Below are 19558 nucleotides of genomic sequence, written 5' to 3'. Positions count from 1 at the left end.
GTATTTGGTTCCGCTTTTTCAAGCCGTTGGCCGCTATGGACCGGTGTAGCCGGCGGCACGGATATCCACCCGCCGCCCGGCCGGGTCTCCCGCAAACAGGATGGCGCCTGTCGACTTCGATTCTGCGGCGACATAGTCGAAGACAACGTGGTTCTCCTCGACGATCTTTTCGCCTTCCATCAGCCGCCCGATGACGGTGACGGCTGCCGCGGTGGTGGTTCCGGAATTGGCGATGTCGAAGGTGACGCGCTGTCCGGCGCCGGTCTTCTCCGTCGTCAGCACCGTGACGGAAAGGTCCGGTGGCGTCGCCTCCCGCGTGAAAGCCTCCCAGCCGATCCAGCCGAGCATGCCGGCGACGAGGAGGGCGGAGACCAGGCCGGTCAGCCATTCGATCCAGTGAGGATCGTGGCGTTCGCGATGGCGGCCCCGTTCGGATCGGGTCATGGCTGCCTCACAGGATCAATCGCGCGGCTGCGGCGCCAAGCGCTGCGGGAAAACCGAGCACGATGACGGACAATGCGACCTCGACCGGCGCACTGCCGCCAAGGCGCTCGAAGATCCACAGGGCGAAGATGCTGATCGCCAGCGCAATGACATAGCCGGGCAGGGTGAAGCGCACGAAGGCGTGCCACCAGGGCGTCTGCGGGGAAAGCTCGTGCCCGCCGGTGAAGGACACCGCATAGACGAAGCCGTGCATAAGGGCGATGGAGATGAGGGCGACGGCAAGGGCATGCCAGACGGTCATCTTGTAGGCGAGCACCATCATCTCGTCGGTCGGCGCGATGTTGAGCGAGAGAAAGAGGGCCCCGGCCGCCATCAGCAGCAGCTCGCCGGCATAACTCGTCTCCTTCGTTCCGGTGTCATCGTCGTCATGGCCGAGCTGGCTGCGGCCGAGCATGGCGCCGATGCTGGCGGGGACGGATTGCAGGGCGACCTTGCCGGAAAGTTCGCTCGCCGGCATGCCGCCACGCAGCAGGCCGAGCGCCGTCAGCACCACCAAGCTGGTCAGGATGCCAATGCCGTAGGCGATCGCCGCGTCACGGATTGCCTCGCGCCAGCCGAATGTCTCCTCGAAACCGATGCGATGGGCGAGCAAGATCAACAGGGGAATGTCGAGGAGGAGCAGCAGGAACAGGCGCTCGCGCGCCATGGAGAAGCCGAGATGCCACATTTCCATGGTCATCAGCATGGGCAGCGCCAGGAACAGGGCGCCGGCGACACCGCGGCCGAGGCCGGTCACGAACCGGTTGAGTTCGTCTTTGTCCGCCGCCGTCTGCGCGTCGTTTCTGGCCATGAAAACCCCCTCGCAAAAGCGCGGGGGTAACGCGGCGCGGACCGGATGGTTCCGCGCCGGTCAGGTGTCATTGTTTAGAAGCGATCCGGCTTCTTGGCCTTCGGCTTACGCGGCGCGCCGTCGGGCTTGGCGAATTTTTCGTCGCGCTTGCCCTTGAAGGGCTTGGCACCGGCGAAGGGCTTGGCGGGCTTCTTGCCGCCGTCTTCGCGGTCCTTCCAGTGCGGCTTGGCGGCGGCACCTTCCGGCTTGTCGAAATCGCGCTTCTTCTCGAAACGCGGCTTCTTCTCGAATTCGCCCTTCGGCTTCCAGTCGGCGCGGCGTTCCGGCTTGTCGTAGCGCTGCGTCTTCTCGCCGGGCGCACGCGTATAGGGCTGCGGCGTCAGGTCGGGCTGGCCTTCCAGCACGGTAACGCGGATGCCGCGCTCCAGCATGCTGCCCGGGCCGAGATGGCCGAGGAAGCCGTCGGCGGAAGCGGCGGAGAGCTCGATATAGGTCTCTTCCGGCTGCATCTTGATCGCGCCGATCTCGTTCTTGGTGATGCTGCCGTTGCGGCAGAGCATCGGGATCAGCCAGCGCGGTTCGGCGCGCTGCTTGCGGCCGACCGACACGGAGATCCAGACGCTTGCCCCGAAACCGTCGCGCGGGCGCTTGGTTTCGGCGGGAATGAAGTCGTTGCCGCGCTCGCGCGGCTTGCGCTGTTCGAGCGAGACCTCGACCAGGTCTTCCGGCGCCGAGCGGCCAGCCTTGAAGAAACGGGCGACGGCGGCGGCCAGCTGGCGGGCGTCGAAGCGTGCGGCGAGCGCGTCGATCGTCTCGACCTCGTCTTCTCCGATCGTGTCGGTCAGCATGGGGTCGGCGAGCAGACGCTCGTCGTCGCGGCGCAGGATGTCCTCGGCGGACGGCGGGGTCGCCCAGTTCGCCTTGAGGTTGGCGGCCTGCAGCAGGCGCTCGGCCTTGCGGCGGGCGCTGAGCGGCACGATGAGCGCGCTGACGCCCTTGCGGCCGGCACGGCCGGTGCGGCCCGAGCGGTGCAGCAGCGTTTCCGGGTTGGTCGGCAGGTCGGCATGCACGACGAGCTCGAGATTGGGCAGGTCGATGCCACGGGCGGCGACGTCGGTGGCGATGCAGACGCGGGCGCGGCCATCGCGCATGGCCTGCAGCGCGTGGGTGCGCTCGTTCTGGCTGAGTTCGCCGGAGAGTGCCACGACCGAGAAGCCGCGATTGTTGAAGCGGGCCGTCAGGTGGTTCACCGCTGCGCGCGTCGAACAGAAGACGATGGCGTTCTGTGCATCGTAGTAGCGCAGAACGTTGATGATGGCGTTCTCGCGGTCGGCGGGCACGGCCAGCAGGGCGCGATAGTCGATGTCGACATGCTGCTCCCGCTCGGACGCGGTCGAGATGCGGAGCGCGTCGCGCTGGTAGTTCTTGGCGAGCGCGGCGATCTCCTTCGGCACGGTGGCCGAGAACATCAGCGTGCGGCGGTCTTCCGGCGCGGCTTCGAGGATGAATTCGAGGTCTTCGCGGAAACCGAGGTCAAGCATCTCGTCGGCTTCGTCGAGCACGACTGCGCGGATGGCGGAGAGATCGAGGTTGCCGCGGGTGATGTGGTCGCGCAGGCGTCCCGGCGTGCCGACGATGATATGGGCGCCGCGCTCCAGCGCGCGCCGCTCGTTGCGCACGTCCATGCCGCCGACGCAGGAGGCAATGACGGCACCGGTCATCTCGTAGAGCCATTCCAGCTCGCGCTTGACCTGCATGGCAAGCTCGCGCGTCGGCGCGATGACGAGGGCAAGCGGGCTCTCGGCGCGGGCGAAGCGTTCTTCGCCCTCAAGCAGCGTCGGGGCGAGCGCGAGGCCGAAGGCGACGGTCTTGCCGGAGCCGGTCTGGGCGGAGACCAGCGCATCGGAATCGCCGATCTTGGGGTCGGAGACGGCGATCTGCACCGGCGTCAAGGTAGTGTAGCCGCGTTTTTCCAACGCCTTTGCCATCGCCGGAGCGAGGCTTTCAAAACTCGTCATGTAGGGTCTTTCGGAATTCGGGTTCCGCGACGATCTGGCGTCGCACTCTGCGCTCGTATGCGACGGGCGTGTCAACGCGCTCTCTACTGGGCATTGAGCGAAATGTACAGTGCGCAAAATGCAATGCTGCCCAGCGGCGGGGCCTATCGCCGCCCAAGGTGTTTGCCGATTGTCTTTTTGCGCTGCACAAGATAGAAAACGGCGCCTCCTGGAACCGATCCGCAGAGATCGTGCAGGCGGCATCGCCCGCGGGAGAGGGTGAGAGCAAGGAGGAACCGTCGATGCAGACCTTTACAACCATCGCGGATTTGCGCGCGGCGCTGGCGCCGCACCGGCTGGACGGTCGCACCATCGGTCTCGTGCCCACCATGGGCTACCTTCATGTCGGCCATATGGAGCTTGCCCGGCGGGCCTGCGCCGACAACGACATCGTCGTCGCCACTATCTTCGTCAATCCGCTGCAGTTCGGAGCAAACGAGGATCTTGCGCGCTATCCGCGCGACCTTGCCCGCGACCAGGCGATGCTGGAGGCCGAAGGCGTGCACTATCTCTTCGCACCCGGCGTTTCCGACATGTATCCGCGGCCGATGGAGACTGTCGTTGATGTGCCGAAGCTCGGCTCGGAACTCGAAGGGTCCGTCCGCCCCGGGCATTTCGCGGGGGTCGCGACGGTCGTCACCAAGCTCTTCAATATCGCCCAGCCGGACCGCGCCTATTTCGGCGAGAAAGACTTCCAGCAGCTCACCATCATCCGCCGCATGGCCGAGGACCTGGCACAGCCGGTCGAGGTGATCGGCGTGCCGACGGTGCGCGAGGCGGACGGGCTCGCCTGTTCCTCGCGCAACGTCTACCTCTCGGCCGGGGAGCGCGCCGCTGCCGCCATCGTACCGCGCGCGCTGGAGGAAGCCGAGCGGCTGATCATGGCGGGCGAGACGGATGCAAGGCGCCTGGAGGCGGGCGTCACCGCCTTCCTTGCCAGCGAGCCGCTCGCCAAGCCCGAAGTGGTCGCGATCCGCGATCCGCAGACGCTTGCCGAGATCGACACGGTCGGCGATCGACCGGTTCTTTTGTTGCTTTTCGTGCGCTTTGGGAGCACGAAACTCCTCGATAATCGGGTTTTTGGCCCGAAAAACATGAAAAAGGTAGCGTGATATGAGCGTACATACCGCCAAGCGCCGTCTGGCGCCCGCCGACATCCGGGCCCTCAAGGGCGAGCGTCCGATCGTCAGCCTCACCGCCTACACGACCCCGGTCGCCAAGCTCATGGATCCCCATGTCGATTTCATGCTGGTCGGCGACAGCCTCGGCATGGTGCTCTACGGTCTCGATTCCACCGTCGGCGTGACGATCGAGATGATGATCGCCCATGGCCAGGCCGTCATGCGCGGCTCGTCCAGCGCCTGCGTCGTCGTCGATCTACCCTTCGGCTCCTACCAGCAGTCGAAGGAACAGGCCTTTGCGACGGCTGCCAGGGTTCTCAAGGAAACCGGCTGTTCGGCGATCAAGCTGGAGGGCGGGGCGGAAATGGCCGAGACGGTGCATTTCCTCACCCAGCGCGGCATTCCGGTGCTCGGCCATGTCGGCCTGATGCCGCAGCTCATCAACACGACCGGCGGCTACCGCTCGCTCGGTCGCAACGACAAGGAAGTCGAGAAGATCCGCCGCGACGCTGCGGCCATCGACGATGCCGGCGCCTTCGCCATCGTCATCGAGGGCACGGTCGAGCCGCTGGCGCGCGAGATCACCGGCACGGTCAAGGCGCCGACCATCGGCATCGGAGCCTCGCCGGCCTGCGACGGACAGGTGCTGGTCGTCGACGACGTGCTCGGCATCTTCACGGATTTCAAGCCGCGCTTCGTCAAGCACTTCGCCAATCTCGCCCCCGTCATGAGCGAGGCTTTCGCGACCTACGCCGAAGAGGTGAAGGCGCGCAGCTTTCCGGCACCCGAGCACACGTTCCAGCTCAAGAAGAGCTGATAATCGATCAGCGCCGGAAGAAAAACGGCGCTGATTGATCAACGACGCTGAACGGTCCATCAGCCATATTGGTTTGCGGGTGGATCGCGCCTGTTCTATGGGTGGCGGATCGTTTCCTGCAAGTCCGGCCGGAAGACCGCCGTGCGCTCCTCCCGGATTTGCGACAGATCTTGAGCAGACCCATGACCCCCGCCACGAAAGAAGAAATCCGCGACGCCTTCCGGCGTGGCAGCGCCGTCGCGATCGCCGCGGCGCCATTTGCCGTGCTGTTCGGCGCCGTCGCCGTGGACAACGGCCTGACGATCGCGGAAGCGGCGCTGATGAGCGCGACGCTTTATGCCGGCGCCAGCCAGCTCGTCGGCGTCGAGCTCTTCGATCACAATGTCGCGCCCTGGCTGGTGGTGCTGTCGATCTTCGCCGTGAACTTCCGGCACGTGCTCTATTCGGCGGCGATCGCCGCCCATATCCGGCATCTCACCTTCTGGCAGAAGGCGACGTCGCTGTTCTTCCTCACCGACCCTCAGTTCGCCGAAACCGAGCGCCGTGCGGATGCGGGTATCCGCGTCAGCTATCTCTGGTCGATGGTGCTCGGCCTCAGCGTCTATGTGCCCTGGCTCTGCCTGACGGTTGTCGGGGGATTACTCGGCAACCTGATCGGCGACCCCAAGGAAATCGGCATCGACGTGCTGCTGCCGATCTACTTCATGGGCCTGGTGCTCGGCTTCCGCAGTCGGGCGAACTGGCTTCCGGTGGTGCTGGCCTCCTCGGCAGGCTCGATCCTCGCGCTGCATTTCGTCGGCTCGCCCTGGCATGTCAGCCTTGGCGCGCTTGCAGGCGTGCTCGTCGCGGCGGTCATGCCGCTCGATGACAAGGCACCGGCCGAGCCGGTCGGCGATGCTGCACGCGGGGAGGCATGAGCATGGACATGCTGTTCCACATGCAGACGCTGCTGATCATCGCCGCTGGCGCCATCGCGACCTACCTGACGCGCGTCGGCGGCTATGTCTTCATCACGCGCATGAAGCGCATCCCGCCGCGCGCCGAAGCGGCGCTGAACGCCGTTCCGGCCGCTGTGCTCACCACGCTGGTGGCGCCGGCAGCCGTGACGGGCGGTTTCGACGTCAGCGTGACGATGGCCATCGCCTTCCTGCTTGGCCTGCGTCTCTCGCTCCTGCCGGTGCTGGCCATCGGCTGGGTCGTCGTGATGGTGCTGCGTCAGTTCATCGGCTGACCGGCGCCGTCGCCTTTTCCAGCCAGCTCTTCGTTGCTTCGTCCGACAGCAGCGGCGTGATCTTTTCGCGCACATCCGCGTGGTAGGCGTTCAGCCAGGCAAGCTCGTCGTCCGTCATCAGGGCGGCGACGACGAGCCGGCGGTCGATCGGGCAGAAGGTCAGCGTCTCGAAGCCGAGCATGTCCATGTCGCCGCCGTCGACCGGGGCGGCCGGCAGGACGTGGATCAGGTTCTCGATGCGGATGCCGAAGGCGCCGGGGCGGTAGTAGCCGGGCTCGTTGGACAGGATCATTCCGGCCAGAAGCTCCTGCGTCGAAAGCCGGGAAATGCGCTGCGGACCCTCATGCACGGAGAGATAGGAGCCGACGCCGTGGCCTGTGCCATGGGCAAAATCGGCACCGGCCTTCCACAGCGCGATGCGGGCGAGCGGATCGAGGTCGCAGCCGCGCGAGCCTTTCGGGAAGCGTGCCGTGCTGATCGCGATCATGCCCTTCAGCACCAGGGTGAAGAAGCGCTTCTGCTCTTCCGGCACCGCGCCGATCGCCACCGTGCGGGTGATGTCCGTCGTGCCGTTGATATACTGCGCGCCGGAATCGATGAGGAAGAGCGTACCCGGCTCGATGAGCGTGTCCGATGCGGTCGTCACGCGGTAATGCATGATGGCGGCATGGGCGCCGGCGCCCGCGATGGTGTCGAAGGACACATCCTTCAGCGGGTTCTGATGGCGCTCGCCGACGCTGGCGCGCACGGCCTCCAGTTTCTTCGTGACGGCCATTTCGGTCTGCGTGCCGGGCGTCGTGCCGTCGAGCCAGGCGAGGAACTCCACCATGGCTGCGCCGTCCTGAAGGTGGGCACGCGCGGAGCCCTGCAGCTCGACGGCATTCTTGCAGGCACGGGGCAGGCGGGCCGGGTCGGCGGCTTCGACCAGCGTGCCGCCCTTGCGGCGTACGATCTCGGCAAGCGCGAAGGGCGCCTGCTCGGGGTCGATCAGGATGCGCTTGCCCTCGGCGGCGAGCGCCGCGATGCGCTCGTCGAACTGCGACGGCGGTACGAGGTCGGCGAGCTGGGTGAGGTAGGCCTCGGGCTCGATGCCGGTCTTGCGCTTGTCGAGGAAGAGCTGCGGGCGACCCTCTGCCGGAATGATGGCGCGGGCCAACGGATGCGGCGTGTGCGGCACGTCGCTGCCGCGGATGTTGAAGATCCAGGCGATGGAGGACGGGTCGGTGACGGCGAGGGCATCCGCGCCGGCCTTGACGGTTGCCTCCGCCATCTTGACGAGCTTGTCCCTGGCCAGTTCCCCGGCCTGGTCGATCGCCTGGATCGTCACGCTGCCGAGCGGTTCGCTCGGGCGGTCGGCCCAGGCCTTGTCGAGCGGGTTGTGGGGCAGGAAGACGAGGGCGCCGCCGAGGCCGGCAAGCGCCTTCTCGAGGCGGCGCACTTCCGCGCCGGTGTGCAGCCACGGATCGATGCCGAGACGGAAACCCTTCGGCGCGTGGTTCTGCAGCCAGAGATGCGGCGGCTCGCCGACAAGGTCGCCACCGGTGTAGACGCTGCCGTCGACCTGCTCGGCGAGCTGCGTGACATAGCGGCCATCGACGAAGACCACGGCCGCACCGCGCATGACGAGCGCAACGCCGGCCGAACCGGTGAAGCCCGTCAGCCAGGAAAGGCGCTCGGCCGAGGCCGGCACGTATTCGCCCTGATACTCGTCTGCGCGCGGCACGAGGAAGCCGTCGATGCCGAGTGCATCGAAGCTGGCGCGCAGCGCATCGGCGCGTTCGCGGCCGAACTGGGGCGTGGAGGTGACGTCGAAACTCTGGAACATGGGAGACTTCCGGTATGGCGATGAATCGTGCCGGCAATCTAAAGCATGTCGCGCAAAAGTGCGCGGCGGTTTTGCGCTGCCGGCATGCGAAAAACCAAAGCATTGAAGCGAAGAGAGCGAATATGGCCGATCGCGGTACGCTTTGGCCTATCGGCCGGCTGCGTCAAAGGCGGGAGAGATAGCGCTCCAGCACGGCGCGGGTCAGGCGCTGGTTGTTGCGATACCAGTCGTCCTCGGTGAAGAAGGCGGGTTCGCCGGCATCCCAGCCGCTCATCGAAAAATCCGACTGGCGGGCGAGGAAGGCGACGAAGTCTTCCTCGGTCTTCCACGCCGCGATGGGGGAGCCGAAATAGGCCCCGCCATCCTGCACGTCGGCGAGCATGACGCCATCATCGGTGCGGATGAGGCCCTGGCCGCAGAAATCCCGGTGATAGTCGTAGATCACGCCGTTGCCCGGCACCTCGTTTGCCAGCTTTCGCCAGAGCTGTTCGGCCAGCGTTGCGCCGAGCGGCTTGCGGCTGAGGGCACCGCGCAGGGACAGGGCGATACGACGGCGTTCAGCCTCGGTGCGCGTGGTGCTTTCGACGCGGTGCGGATTCCTGCGCGCCTCGATGTTGGCGCGGATCGCGATCCACAGCACGAAGACGATAATCGCAAGGGCGATGAGCGGAATGACGGTGGCGGCCATGATCAGGAAAGCTCCCGGATCGTGCCAAGAGGTCTGTAATTGGACTTATGCATTGTGTGCATGGCACCCATGTCCCAAAGGCTCTGTCGCAAATTTTCGAATCTTGTATAAGCGGCGCCAACGAAGCGAAACAAAACGCGCTTCAAGCGAAATGAAGTGAAAGCTCCTCCAGTCCTTCGGATCGCAAAATGAACTGCCGAAAGGCAAAAGACTAGGTGTTCCGATCAGGCGTCTTGCCGGTCACTCCTCCTCCCTCCTCCGGGAAGGCGCTCGGAACACATAGGCCCGCTTGAGCACTCCTCCTCCTCAAGCTCGCGGGCAGGTCGGTTCGCCGGCCCATAGGCGGTGCCTCTGGCACCGCCTTTTATTTTGCCTGTATTTCCCTTGCGGTGAAGCGGGATGTTGCCACCCCGCTTCCGGACAGTGCCGTCACCGCCGGTTGTCGAGGTGGATCGTCACCCAGCCTTCGCGCCAGATCGTGCGCACATGACGCAGGCCTGCGCCATTGTAGGCAGCAAGCACCTTCCAGCGCTGCGAGGCGAGGATGCCGGACAGGATGACATCGCCCTGCGGCGCCAGTTGTGCGGCGAGCTGCGGCGCCATGCGCATCAGCGGCCGGGCGAGGATATTGGCGATGATGAGGTCGAAGGGGCCGTGGCGGCCGAAGGCGGTGGAGTGGAAGCCCGGCGCTGTTTCCAGTGCGACGCCGGAGGCGATGCCGTTGAGGCGGACGTTTTCCCGTGCGACGCGCGTGGCGATCGGGTCGATGTCCGTCGCCAGAACCGTGACCGGGGCGAGCTTGCGCGTGGCAATCGCCAGAACGCCGCTGCCGGTGCCGAGGTCGAGAACGCGCTTGACCTTGCGCGTGCGCATCACGTCGGAGATCACCTCCAGGCAGCCCGCCGTCGTGCCGTGATGGCCGGTTCCGAAGGCCTGGCCGGCGTCGATCTCGATGGCGATCTCGCCAGCCCGCACCTTGCCGCGGTCATGCGAGCCGTGCACGACGAAACGCGCGGCGCGCACCGGCTTCAGGCCTTCCAGCGACTTGGCGATCCAGTCGATATCGGGCAGTTCCTCGCGCTCGATAGGCGCATCGGGAAATGCCTCGGCAAGCAGCGCCGCGAAACGCCCGTGGATCTCCGCCTCGTCCTCACGGAACATGTAGACGGAGGCTTCCCAGATGTCCTTCTTTTCGTCGATCTCCATCGTCGCGATGGCATAACCTTCTTCCTCGAAGGCGTCGGTCATCAGCGAGAGGGCGATATCGGCCCGCTTCTCGGTCGTGGTGATATAGAGGCGGATTTCGCTCACGGCTCGGGGTCCCTGTTGTTTCAGGTCCGCCTAGCATGTCCGAAAGCCGAGGGCAAAGGTGTATGCCCGGCCTGACGATTATCCCTTGATCAGGTTCGTCAGCTTCTGCTCGGCGACCTCGGGGTTCTCGCCATAGGCGATGGTGCCGACGAAGCGGCCGGTCGCGTCGAGCAGGAAGACGGATGCCGTGTGGTCCATCGTGTAGTCGCCGTCGGGCTTGGCCTCGTCGAGCGGCACCTTGCGGTAGTAGACCCGGTAGCCCTTGACCATCTCCAGCACCTTGTCCGCCGGGCCGGAAATACCGGTGATGCGCTTGGAGACGTTGCCGACATACTGGCCGATCAGCTCTGGCGTGTCGCGCTCCGGATCAACGGTAATGAAATAGGCCTGCAGCTTGGAACCGTCGGGATCGACCTTGGTGAGCCAGCCGTTCATCTCGAACAGCGTCGTCGGGCAGACTTCCGGGCAGTGGGTGAAGCCGAAGAAGAGGGCGGTCGGCTTGCCGGTGAAGGCCTTTTCGGTGATCGGCTTGCCATCCTGCGCGACGAGCTCGAAGGGTACGCCGAACGGACCGCCCGCGACCTCTTCCTTCGTCTTGGTCATTTCCAGCGTCAGCCAGCCGAGCAGGGCGGCGACGAGGGCGACGGCGATCCAGAGTACGAGGCGCAGGGTCTTCATGGCAGTCCTTCGATAAGGCTATGTCCGAGGTCTGCGCGTGTCATAGTCCTTCGGTCCGGCGCGCGCAAACGGGCCAATTGCCGCAATGCGCGGAAGGATCGGGGGCTCGCGGAATTGTGATCAGAAGCACCAGGCCATGCCGGATTCGGCAAGGCTGAGGAAGATCGCCGAACCATGCTCTACCCAGCCTGCAAAGGCGGCTGTGGCGGCCATAACGCCGAGGCCGAGCACGATGAGTGCAGCGGGCAGGGCGGTGTATCGGCGGGCGGTCTTGTCCATAGGGCGAGTATAGACCGGAACCGCGGAATTTCAAACGGGCAGGATTGCCGTAACGGAAGGCGTTTCACCGCCCGGGAATTCATCAAAAGCGGCTAAAATGCAAATTCCCGGTGCCCTTCCTTAGCCATTGTTTAATCTCTCTTTGCCACTTTCGGATAACGCGCAAAGGGCCGGTCTGACCCGCTGGACATGATGTCCGCCGTGCGCCGGAGACGGCGTGCAGCGCATTCCAACAAGTCCATCGTCGATTGGAAAGAGCCTCACCCATGTCCAACGCCCTGAAACAGTCCGGCGCCTATCTCGAAATCGTCTCCTTCCATCTCGGGGAGCAGGAATTCTGCATCGACATCATGGCCATCCGCGAAATCCGCGGCTGGGCGCCGGTGACGCCGATGCCGCACACGCCGCCCTACGTGCTCGGGCTCATCAACCTGCGCGGCGCGGTGATCCCGGTCATCGACATGGCCTGCCGCCTCGGCATGAAGATGACCGAGCCGTCCGAGCGCTCCGCGATCATCGTCACCGACATTGCCGGCAAGCTTGTTGGCCTGCTCGTCGAGCAGGTTTCTGACATGATGACAATCAAGAGCGAAGCTCTGCAGCCGGCGCCGGAAATCATCCCGGAAGCCCAGCGGGCCTTCTGCCGCGGCATCGTCGCGCTCGAGAAGTCGATGGTCTGCTTCCTCAACCTCGACACCGTCATCGCCGACGAACTCGCCCAGGCCGCCTGACGCGGCAGCCGAGCGATCGACATCTTCTGCACCCGGCCGGTTCACGGCCGGGTGTTTTGCGTTTTCAGGGTTTGCCGTTCGTCCAGGTGACGGCCTCGCCATAGAGCGGCACGGTGGAGATCGACATCTTCGCCGACCCTTCCGTCAGTTCGCGCGAATGGGCGAGATAGATCAGCGTGTCGTTCTTCTTGTCGTAGATGCGCGTGACGATCAGCGACTTCCAGATCAGCGACAGGCCGGACTTGAAGACCTCTTCGCCCTCGCGGTCGAGCTCTATGTCGCCGATGGTGATCGGGCCGGTCTGCTGGCAGGAGATGGCGTTGTTCGAGGGATCCTCGAACCAGTTGCCCTTCTTCAGCCGGTCAATGACGCTGCGGTCGAAGTAGGTGACGTGGCAGGTGACGCCGGACACCTCCGGATCGGTCACCGCATCGATATAGATATCGTTGCCGATCCAGTCGACGCCGACCTTGCCGACCGTCTCGGCGGCAGCGGGCAGGGCGGCGAGCGCCATCAGGCCGGCAGCAAGGGCTGTGCGAAGGCGAGGTGCGGCAAGTTTCGTCAGCGACATGGCAGGTCTCCTTGTTCCGTCTTCAAGGTAAGGAGGCGTCGGCCGCTTGCAAGCCGGCGCCCGGCGCATTTTCGCTTTCGCTGAAGTTGCCCTTACGATTTTGCCGTGGCGATGGTGGCGCGCACCGCATCCCTGTCGGTCAGCGTCACCTCGTATTCCCGGTCCTTCTCCGTGCCGCCCATGCCGACATGCGGGTTGCGGAAAGCCATGCCGCTCGGCACGGTCTTCAGCGCGGCGAAGTGCAGCTCGGCAAGTCCGGCGCCGTCGCGGACCGCGCGGATGGTGTCCGCATCGAGCGCGCCGCAGCCCATGATCACGATGCGGCCGGCAGCCTGCTCGTTGGCGGCCTTGAGGATGGCAAGGCCTTCCAGCGCCGTGTCGCGCTGGCCCGACGTCAGCACGCGGTCGACGCCGCAGCGGATGAGCGCCTCCAGTGCCTCGCCGGCATCGGCCGTCATGTCGAAGGCGCGGTGGCAGGTGACGGACATCGGCCGCGCGGCCTCGACCAGCCGTTTGGTGCGCGCCTCGTCGATCCTGCCGTCCGGCGTCAGGCAGCCGATGACGACGCCGGAAACGCCTTCGCCCCGGAGGGCGGCGATATCCTCCACCATCGTCTCGAATTCGGTTTCCGAGTAAAGGAAGTCGCCGCCACGCGGGCGGATGATGACGTGGACGGGGATTTTGGCGGCCTTTACCGCGGCGCGGATCGTCGCAAGGCTCGGCGTCAGGCCGCCCTCGACAAGGCTGGCGCAGAGTTCCACGCGGTCGGCGCCTGCATCCTGCGCGGCCAGGAAACCGTCGATGCCTTCGACGCAGAGTTCGATGAGGGGCTTGGCCATGGTGTCCTTCCGGGCTTCGGGTCAGGCTTCGTGCCAGACGGTTTTGAGGAGCCGCAGCCAGTTTTCCCGGCAGAGCTTTGTCAGGTCGTCCTCGCCGTAGCCGGCCTGGCGCAGCGCCTCGACGAGGGCTTGGCTGCCGGCGGCGTCGTGGATCGCGCCGGGAATGGTTGCGCCGTCGAAATCCGAGCCGAGCGCCACGCAGTCGATGCCCATGCGCTCGACCATGTGGTCGATGTGGCGCACCATGTCGGCGAGCGGCGTTTCGGGGCTTTCGAGGCCATCGGCGCGCAGCATGGTCGTGGCGTAGTTGAGGCCGGCAATGCCCTTGCGCTCGCGGATCGCGTCGAGCTGCCGATCCGTGAGGTTGCGCGAGATCGGCGTCAGGGCATGGGCGTTGGAATGGGTGGCGACGAGCGGCTGGGTGCTGACGCGTTCGACATCCCAGAAACCCTGCTCGGTGATATGGGCGAGGTCGATCATGATGCCGAGCCGGTCGCAGGCCTTCACCAGCTCGACCCCTGCGGCCGTCAGGCCCGGGCCTGTGTCGGGCGAGGAGGGATAGGCGAAGGGCACCCCATGGCCGAAGAGGTTGTGCCGGCTCCAGACGGGGCCGAGCGAGCGCAGGCCGTTGTCATAGAAGGTTTCGAGGTTCGACAGGTCCTCGGCGATCGGCTCGCAGCCTTCGATATGAAGCACGGCGGCAAAGCGGCCGGCCTCCATGGCGGCGCGGATCGCCGCGGTGGAGCGGCAGATCGCGAGGCTGCCGGCTGCTTCCAGCCGGTTGGCGATATCGGCCATCTCGAGCGCGATCTCAAGCGCATCGGCATGGGCGCGCGGCCCGACCATCGGGATATTGTAGTGGCCGTTCCCATCGACTTCGCGCGGCGGGTAATCCTCAACCGGCGGGATGAACATGGCGCAGAAGCCGCCGGCAAGGCCGCCCTTCTTCGCGCGCGGGGCGTCGATATGGCCCTGATCCGTTCCACCGACGAATTCCGCGACCGGATCGGCACCCTTCCGGGCGTGCTCCCACAGGCGCAGGAGAACGTCATTGTGGCCGTCGAAGATCAATTGCATGGGGCGCTCCCGGATCGATAGGTCAGATTATCCGACGGGGTAGAGCCGATTCCGCCGCGGCCCGCAAGAACCGCGGTGGAGGCATCAGGCGGCGAAGACCGGCGTGCCGGCAATCCAGGTCGAGACGACGTTGACATTGTCGTCGATGACAGCGAAATCGGCGTCGTGGCCGTGGGTGAGGCGCCCTTTGCGGCCGGTCATGCCGATCGCTTCCGCCGGGTAGAGCGAGGCCATGCGCAGCGCCTCTTCCAGATCGATGCCGACCTCGTCGCGCATGAAGCGGATGCAGGAGGCCATGTCGATATCGGCACCGGCGAGCGTGCCGTTGGCGAGCGTCAGGCGCCCGCCCTCGCGGAAAATCTCGCGGCCGTTGAGGAAGAAGCTCCTCATGTCGGTGCCGATGGTCGACATCGCATCGGTGACGAGGAAGATGCGGCCGGGGCCGCGCTTGGCCCTCAGCGCCACGCCGATGGAGGCCGGGTCGACATGGAAGCCGTCGGCGATGAGGCCGGCATTGAGATGGCCGAGATCGAGCGCCGCGCCGACCATGCCGGGCTCGCGGTGGCCGAGCGGGCTCATGGCGTTGAAGAGGTGGGTCATCATGCTGGCGCCCGCCTCGGCGGCGGCGGCGGCGGTCCGGTAGCCGCAGTCCGAATGGCCGAGGCTGACGGTGACGCCTGCCGCACGCAACGCCGCGATCTGGTCGTTGGTGGCGTTTTCCGGCGCCAGCGTCATGAGGAGCGCATCGAGGCTATGTCGCGCTTCGATGGTGCGCTCGAGGTCCGCCTGCTCCATCGGACGGATGAGGTTCGGGTCATGCGCGCCCTTGCGGGCGACCGACAGGTGCGGGCCTTCGAGATGGAGACCGAGGAAGCCCGGCACCTTTGCCGCCTGTGCTGCAAGGCCCGCGGCAATGGTTTCCGTCGTCACCTGGACATTGTCGGTGATCAGCGTCGGCAGGAGGCCCGTCGTGCCGAAGCGGGCATGGGCGGCGCAGATCGTGCGGATGCCTTCGAGGTCCGGCCGCTCGTTGAGCAGCACGCCGCCACCGCCATTGACCTGCAGGTCGATAAAGCCGGGGACGAGCGAATGCCCGTCCATCGGCACAACGCGGGCATCGGCCGGCACGTCGCGGGCCGCCGCGATGGCGGCGACCTTGCCATCCGCGAGCAGGAGCGCACTGTCCTCATGCCACAGATCGCCGTCGAAGATGCGGGCGCCGGTAAGGGCGGTGAGCGCTGTCATCGGGTTTCCGTCACTTTCTTCAGGTTGACCGGCTTGTCGGGGTCAAGGCCCTTGCCGCGCGACCAGGCTTCGACGAAGCCGTAGAACGGCACGATGAGGGCGAGCGCATCGGTGATCGGGTGTCCGGTGGCAACGAAGGGCAGTTTTCGCGCGCTCTTTGCGCCGGCGGCGGTGACGCAGGCATAGGCACCGCGATCGGCGAGGCTGTCGGCCATGCCGGTGACGGAGGCTTCGGCGGCATCGCGTGCCGCAAGTGCGATGACCGGGAAGGACGGGCCGACCAGCGCGACCGGGCCGTGCAGCACCTCCGCCGAGGAATAGGCTTCGGCGTGCATGCCCGACGTTTCCTTGAACTTCAGCGCGGCTTCACTGGCGATGGCAAGGCCCGGGCCGCGGCCGAGCACGTAGAGCGACTGGGCGTCCTTGAGGTCGCCGGCAAGGTCGGACCAGTCGAGGGCGACGGCCTTCGCGAACTGCTCCGGCAGGTTTTTGACGGCGCGGTCGAGATCGGTGTCACCCGTCCACTCGGCGAGCACGGCAAGGCCGGCGACGATGGAATTGACGTAGGACTTCGTAGCGGCGACGCTGAGTTCCGGGCCGGCCGAGAGGTCGAGCGAATGCGAGCAGGCATCGGCGAGGGGTGAGGGCAGGGTGTTGGTGAGCGCAATGGAGATCGCGCCGCCCTTGGTGGCGCCGTCGGCCATGGCGACGATGTCGGGGCTCTTGCCGGACTGGGAGATGGCAATGGCGGCCGCACCGCCGAGTTTCAGCTTGGCGCCGTAGATGGAGGCGAGCGACGGGCCGAGCGAGGCGACCGGCCGGCCGGCGGTCAGTTCGATCGCATATTTCAGGAAGAGCGCGGCATGGTCGGAAGACCCGCGGGCGACGGTGACGAAGAACTGCGGATCACGCTCCCGGAGCGCCCTGCCGGCGGCCGTGATGGCGCTGGCGGAATTTTCGAGCAGGCGGGCCGCCGCTTCCGGGATTTCGTTGATCTCTTTGCGCATGTTGGTCTGCATGGAATTCCCTTTGCGGTTGGTCACGTCTCGGAAAGCGTCAGTTCGGCGACGAAATCATAGGCGTCGCCGCGATAGATGGAGCGGGTGAACTCGACCACCCGGCCGGAGCGCAGATAGGAGACCCGCTCGATGGACAGCCCCGCCGAACCCGGCGGCACGCCGAGCATCGAGGCATCGGGATCCTTCATGTTGTAGGCGGAGATACGCTGCACGGCGCGCACCGGCCGGCAGCCGCGCTTTTCCAGCGCGGCATAGAGCGAGCCCTGCACCTGCATGGGATCCGGCAGGAACTCCGAGGAGATGCAGGCGCGCTCGATGGCGAGCGGCATGTCGTCGGCAACGCGCAGGCGCCCGAGCCGCGCGACGAGCGCATCGGCAGGGAGGCCGAGCATCATCATCTCGTCCGGCGAGGGGTGGAACAGGCCGCGGTCGATCCACTCGGCCCGGGTGACGAGGCCGCGGCGGGCCATGTCCTCGGTAAAGGAAGTCAGGCGGGACAGCGACTGCTGCACCTTGGCGACGGGCTTGGCGACGAAGGTGCCGGAGCCGTGGCGGCGCACCAGGAGACCGTCCTTGACGAGATCGTCGACGGCCTTGCGCACGGTGACGCGGCTGACATTGGCATGGTCGGCAAGGTCGCGCTCGGCGGGCAGCGCGTCGCCGTAGGTCAGCTTGCCGGAGGTGATCGCCTCTTCCAGCATCTGGCGCAGCTTGACATAGAGCGGGCCGGGCACGCCCGACTGCAGGCTTTCCGGCGAGAGGATCGCGGCAAGGGACGTGCTCATGCGGCCGCTCCCGTGCGCTCTCTGAAGCCCTTGGCGGCGAGCGCTACGGCGCCGGTCAGCGCATCGGCCTCGGCCTCCACCAGGATTGCGCGGTGATGTTCGGACAGCCATTGCGGATAGAGCGGGGCGAGGCCGCCGAGCAGGCAGAGGCGCGGCGCGCCGGCCAGCGCCATGATGGCGTCGAGGGATTCGTTGACGCTGGCCGCCCCGGCCTTGACGATGGCGATCGCCTGCGCGTCGCCGTCCTTTGCATGGGTGAAGACGAGGGGAGCGTAGCGGCCGAAATCGCCCGGCTTGGAGAGGCGGGCGAATTCGACGATGCCACGCGGGTCGTGCTTGAATTCGTCGAGAATGGTGTCTGTCACGCCCGAGTGCGGATGCACGCCGTCGTGGGCGAGCAGGGCCTCCTGCAAAGCGGCATGGCCGATGCGCGCGCCGCCGCCGAGATCGCCGACGGTAAAACCCCAGCCGCCGATGTAGCGGACCACGTTGTTCTTGCGCCCCATATAGATGGAGCCGGTGCCGAGGATCGCGACGGCCCCGTCCGTATCGCCGATCGCACCCTGCAGGGCGATCAGGCCGTCGGAATCGATATCCGTATGACGGAAGGGCAGGCGGTCGTGCACGTAGCGGGTGAGGTCGCCGACATTGGTGCCGGCAAGGCCGAGAAAGGCAGAGGCGCCGCTGACGCCGGCCTCGTCCAGTCCGGCATCGCGATAGGCGGCCTTGGCGGCCTCCGTAATGGAGATGATCGCGTTGTTGGGGTCGGTCAGGATATTGGCTGCGCCGCTCTTGCCGCGCCCGAGGACTGTGCCGTCCGGGCGTGCGACCGCCGCGCGGCAACTCGTTCCCCCACCGTCGATACCGAGAATAAGATCTGTCATGGGCACCTCCAAGCACAACGATACCAAAAAAATACCATTTACCAAGGGGTATGGTGGTATGGAGAATAAGCTTTCGTTTAAATTACTGTTTTAAAACAATAAAAATATTGAGTGGTAAAAAAGTGGTCTCAAAAATTAATTTCCTATGGACAATTGGTATTTTTTTGGCATTAATTCCGGCCAGAGGAGACACGGTGATGGCTGCAGGCAGGACAGAGGGCAGGCACGATCAGGCAAGCGGGCTGGACGAACGTCAGCCCGTTGATGTGCTGAAGGTGCTTGCGGATGCCCAGAAGGCAGCCGCCGGCGTTGTCGATGCCGCGCTTGTCGATATTGCCGCTGCGGCCCGTCTTGCGGCCGATGCGCTTCTTTCCGGTGGACGTCTTGTCTATGCCGGCGCCGGCAGCTCCGGCCTGATGGCGATGGCCGATGCGCTCGAACTCCCCGGCACCTACGGTATTTCCCGCGATCGCATCGTCATCCTGCTTGCCGGCGGCGCCGCGAGCCTGGAGGACCTGGCGGGCGGGTATGAAGACGACCGTGCGCTTGCAGGCCGCGATGCCGCGTCTGCCGCTATCGGCCCGCGGGACTGCGTGATCGCCGTTTCGGCGAGCGGCAGCACGCCCTATGTGCTGGCGATCGCATCCTACGCGAAGGAGAAGGGTGCCCGGATCGTGGCGCTTGCCAACAATCCCGGTGCCGCGCTGTTCGAGGGCGCCGACGTCGCGATCCTCCTGCAGACGCCGCCGGAGGTCATTTCCGGCTCGACGCGCATGGGCGCCGGCACGGCGCAGAAGATCGCTTTCAACATGTTTTCGACGCTTGTCGGCGTGCATCTCGGCCACGTTCACGATGGCCACATGGTCAATCTCAAGGCCGACAACATCAAATTGAAGGGGCGCGCCTGTCGCATCGTGTCCGACATTTCGGGTGTCGGGCTCGATGAGGCGGAACTCCTTCTTCAGCGCTCCGAAGGCTCGGTCAAGACGGCCGTGCTGCTCGCTGCGGGGGTGGAGGACGCCAGCGCGGCCGAGGCTGCGCTGGAGCGGTCGGGGCAGAGCCTCCGGCGCGCCCTGAAAGCCCTCGGATAACTGGTCTCAAAACGC

The 19558-nt window shown here is 65.8% G+C and carries 21 protein-coding genes; 6 read left to right on the top strand and 15 right to left on the bottom strand.

What is annotated here, in order from left to right; translation table 11 throughout:
* Positions 1-33: 33 nt before the first annotated feature.
* The 3 genes from K0P03_RS11520 to K0P03_RS11510 all read right to left on the bottom strand — a co-directional run bounded on the left by K0P03_RS11520 (position 34) and on the right by K0P03_RS11510 (position 3312).
* On the bottom strand, positions 34-444 hold the full coding sequence (locus tag K0P03_RS11520) for a TIGR02588 family protein (protein ID WP_130515341.1): 411 nt from the start codon (positions 442-444) through the stop codon (positions 34-36).
* A 7-nt stretch (positions 445-451) separates the two neighbouring features.
* The gene (locus K0P03_RS11515; protein WP_272789646.1) at positions 452-1294 is read right to left on the bottom strand and encodes a TIGR02587 family membrane protein; all 843 of its coding nucleotides are present in this window, start codon (positions 1292-1294) and stop codon (positions 452-454) included.
* Between the two features lie 74 nt (positions 1295-1368).
* Positions 1369-3312 (bottom strand): DEAD/DEAH box helicase, encoded by a 1944-nt coding sequence (locus K0P03_RS11510; protein WP_272789645.1) that lies wholly within the window; start codon positions 3310-3312, stop codon positions 1369-1371.
* A 281-nt stretch (positions 3313-3593) separates the two neighbouring features.
* On the opposite strand from K0P03_RS11510, the gene panC reads away from it, so the two are divergent.
* From panC to K0P03_RS11490, 4 genes are all read left to right on the top strand, one after another.
* A complete protein-coding gene (gene panC / locus K0P03_RS11505; RefSeq protein WP_130515347.1) occupies positions 3594-4463 on the top strand; it encodes a pantoate--beta-alanine ligase in 870 nt (289 codons plus the stop codon).
* Position 4464: 1 nt separating this feature from the next.
* A complete protein-coding gene (gene panB, locus K0P03_RS11500) occupies positions 4465-5289 on the top strand; it encodes a 3-methyl-2-oxobutanoate hydroxymethyltransferase (RefSeq protein WP_050744547.1) in 825 nt (274 codons plus the stop codon).
* A 182-nt stretch (positions 5290-5471) separates the two neighbouring features.
* Positions 5472-6206, top strand: a complete 735-nt coding sequence (locus K0P03_RS11495; RefSeq protein WP_272789644.1) for an AzlC family ABC transporter permease — start codon at positions 5472-5474, stop codon at positions 6204-6206.
* A 2-nt stretch (positions 6207-6208) separates the two neighbouring features.
* Complete coding sequence (locus K0P03_RS11490) at positions 6209-6520, top strand: AzlD family protein (RefSeq protein ID WP_272789643.1); 312 nt, start codon at positions 6209-6211, stop codon at positions 6518-6520.
* Here the strand turns inward: K0P03_RS11490 and K0P03_RS11485 are convergent.
* From K0P03_RS11485 to K0P03_RS11465, 5 genes are all read right to left on the bottom strand, one after another.
* Positions 6510-8345: an aminopeptidase P family protein gene (locus tag K0P03_RS11485; RefSeq protein ID WP_272789642.1), complete on the bottom strand. Its 1836-nt coding sequence runs from the start codon at positions 8343-8345 to the stop codon at positions 6510-6512. The two genes, K0P03_RS11490 and K0P03_RS11485, sit on opposite strands and share 11 nt — an antisense overlap.
* 163 nt (positions 8346-8508) lie before the next feature.
* Positions 8509-9033, bottom strand: a complete 525-nt coding sequence (locus K0P03_RS11480; protein ID WP_272789641.1) for a hypothetical protein — start codon at positions 9031-9033, stop codon at positions 8509-8511.
* A gap of 429 nt (positions 9034-9462) precedes the next feature.
* Complete coding sequence (locus K0P03_RS11475; protein WP_272789640.1) at positions 9463-10344, bottom strand: 50S ribosomal protein L11 methyltransferase; 882 nt, start codon at positions 10342-10344, stop codon at positions 9463-9465.
* Between the two features lie 78 nt (positions 10345-10422).
* Positions 10423-11022, bottom strand: coding sequence for an SCO family protein (locus K0P03_RS11470; protein WP_023514277.1), 600 nt, complete (start codon positions 11020-11022; stop codon positions 10423-10425).
* A gap of 120 nt (positions 11023-11142) precedes the next feature.
* Complete coding sequence (locus tag K0P03_RS11465) at positions 11143-11301, bottom strand: hypothetical protein (RefSeq protein WP_197283984.1); 159 nt, start codon at positions 11299-11301, stop codon at positions 11143-11145.
* Between the two features lie 266 nt (positions 11302-11567).
* Between K0P03_RS11465 and K0P03_RS11460 the strand changes: the two genes are divergently transcribed.
* On the top strand, positions 11568-12032 hold the full coding sequence (locus K0P03_RS11460; protein ID WP_023514279.1) for a chemotaxis protein CheW: 465 nt from the start codon (positions 11568-11570) through the stop codon (positions 12030-12032).
* 64 nt (positions 12033-12096) lie between these two features.
* On the opposite strand, the gene K0P03_RS11455 is transcribed toward K0P03_RS11460, so the two are convergent.
* The 7 genes from K0P03_RS11455 to K0P03_RS11425 form a co-directional block, all read right to left on the bottom strand.
* Positions 12097-12603 (bottom strand): CreA family protein, encoded by a 507-nt coding sequence (locus K0P03_RS11455; RefSeq protein ID WP_130515353.1) that lies wholly within the window; start codon positions 12601-12603, stop codon positions 12097-12099.
* Positions 12604-12695: 92 nt separating this feature from the next.
* Positions 12696-13442 carry a copper homeostasis protein CutC gene (locus K0P03_RS11450; RefSeq protein ID WP_272789639.1) on the bottom strand — a complete coding sequence of 249 codons (747 nt, stop codon included), beginning with the start codon at positions 13440-13442 and terminating at the stop codon, positions 12696-12698.
* Positions 13443-13463: 21 nt separating this feature from the next.
* Positions 13464-14519 carry a dipeptidase gene (locus tag K0P03_RS11445; RefSeq protein ID WP_272789638.1) on the bottom strand — a complete coding sequence of 352 codons (1056 nt, stop codon included), beginning with the start codon at positions 14517-14519 and terminating at the stop codon, positions 13464-13466.
* An 84-nt stretch (positions 14520-14603) separates the two neighbouring features.
* Entirely contained in the window at positions 14604-15764 is a 1161-nt protein-coding gene (gene nagA, locus K0P03_RS11440; protein ID WP_272789637.1) for an N-acetylglucosamine-6-phosphate deacetylase, read from the bottom strand.
* Positions 15761-16783, bottom strand: coding sequence for an SIS domain-containing protein (locus K0P03_RS11435; RefSeq protein WP_130515359.1), 1023 nt, complete (start codon positions 16781-16783; stop codon positions 15761-15763). The genes nagA and K0P03_RS11435 overlap by 4 nt, the downstream gene beginning before the upstream one ends.
* A gap of 20 nt (positions 16784-16803) precedes the next feature.
* On the bottom strand, positions 16804-17568 hold the full coding sequence (locus tag K0P03_RS11430; RefSeq protein WP_023514285.1) for a GntR family transcriptional regulator: 765 nt from the start codon (positions 17566-17568) through the stop codon (positions 16804-16806).
* Positions 17565-18452, bottom strand: a complete 888-nt coding sequence (locus K0P03_RS11425) for an N-acetylglucosamine kinase (RefSeq protein ID WP_023514286.1) — start codon at positions 18450-18452, stop codon at positions 17565-17567. Before K0P03_RS11425 ends, K0P03_RS11430 begins: the two co-directional genes overlap by 4 nt.
* A 197-nt stretch (positions 18453-18649) precedes the next feature.
* Between K0P03_RS11425 and K0P03_RS11420 the strand changes: the two genes are divergently transcribed.
* Entirely contained in the window at positions 18650-19543 is an 894-nt protein-coding gene (locus K0P03_RS11420; RefSeq protein WP_272789636.1) for an N-acetylmuramic acid 6-phosphate etherase, read from the top strand.
* Positions 19544-19558: the final 15 nt, after the last annotated feature.

This window comes from Shinella sp. HY16 (assembly GCF_028534175.1).
Classification (GTDB): domain Bacteria; phylum Pseudomonadota; class Alphaproteobacteria; order Rhizobiales; family Rhizobiaceae; genus Shinella.
This window is presented reverse-complemented; position numbering and strand designations above follow the sequence as displayed.